Genomic DNA, 1311 nt, shown 5'->3' with positions numbered 1-1311 from the left:
ATGAGTCGTCCTAAAATAGGTTGACAGGTTATAAGATAATTAATTAAGCCGGAGAATCTAGCTTCTCTGGTTTTTTATTGTGTATAAAGTTAGGTGTTTTCATGTTAAGGCTCAAATGCGGTCTTCGGTTGTTATAAGTCTCTATAGATTCTTGAATTAGTTTTTCCAATTCCTTTGCTGTATTGCATTTATGGATTAAAAACTCATACTTTAAAATTCCATTGATTCTCTCAGCCAATGCATTTTGATAACAATCATATCCATCTGTCATCGATGGTTTGATGCCTTCTTTCATTAATTTGTTTTGATATATTTCTGAGCAGTATTGCAATCCTCTGTCTGAATGGTGCACCATAGGTTTAGACGAGATTCGGTTTTCAGTAGCCATTTCCAGGGCTTTCACGACATTCTCCGCACTCATATCACCGCTTAAATGATAGCCCATTATTTTTCTGCTAAAGGCATCTGTAACTAAAGATAAATAATGTGTTCGTTCTCTACTTTTAATATAGGTAATATCACTTACAAAGTATTGTTCTGGCTCAGTTGCCTTGGTATCTTTCAAAAGGTTGGGGTATTTACGCAACCAGTGTTTAGAGTTGGTGGTTTTAGTATAGTTTTTCTTTGGCTTAATCAACATGGATTCTGAACGCAAGTAATCAAATAGGGCATCTCTACCTATTTTAATCCCTTGACGATTAAATTCATCCTTTAGTAAATAATACAGCTTACGCGTGCCGATTCTTGGCATTTGCATACGTATCTTATATACTAAAGGTTTGATTTTAGAGAGCTGTGCTCTTCGAGCTTGCTCACGCTTGATACTCTGATAGAATCCTTGTCTCGATATCTCAAACAATCGACAACAACGAGATAGACTTACCTTTCGTTCTTGTCCGATGCGTTGGATCGTTGAGATGAATACTTTTTTCTGATCGAAGTCCCATACTGACTCTCTGAGATATCAATCATGGTATTAAGAATCTGGTTCTTTAGCTTTTCATCTTCTAGTTCTCGCTCTAATCGCTTGATTTTTTGCGCAGGTGTCTCTTTGGTTTTTGATTTCATAAGTAAAGCTGGTTTGCTCCAGTCTAAGGTACCGTGTTTTCGTAACCAAACCAAAACAGTACTTCTACCTTGGATTCCATACCTCTTCTGAGCTTGTTTGTAAGTGAGCTCGCCTTTTTCTACTTGTGATACTACAGCTAATTTAAAGCCTAAGTTGTAATCCCGCTGGGTGCGCTTCGGCTTGATAGGATTGTCTTTCATAAAATAAGTCATTTTTATGTCAACTTATTTCAGGACGGGACA

The 1311-nt window shown here is 37.0% G+C and carries 1 protein-coding gene; it reads right to left on the bottom strand.

What is annotated here, in order from left to right; genetic code table 11:
* Positions 1-43: 43 nt before the first annotated feature.
* Positions 44-1269 (bottom strand): IS3 family transposase gene (locus CLV33_RS17430; RefSeq protein WP_211297581.1). Its coding sequence is split into 2 segments (ribosomal slippage): positions 44-924 and positions 924-1269, totalling 1227 coding nucleotides; the frame shifts between segments, so codons are not numbered across the junction.
* Positions 1270-1311: the final 42 nt, after the last annotated feature.

The sequence above is a fragment of the Jejuia pallidilutea genome, assembly GCF_002973595.1.
Classification (GTDB): domain Bacteria; phylum Bacteroidota; class Bacteroidia; order Flavobacteriales; family Flavobacteriaceae; genus Jejuia; species Jejuia pallidilutea.
This window is presented reverse-complemented; position numbering and strand designations above follow the sequence as displayed.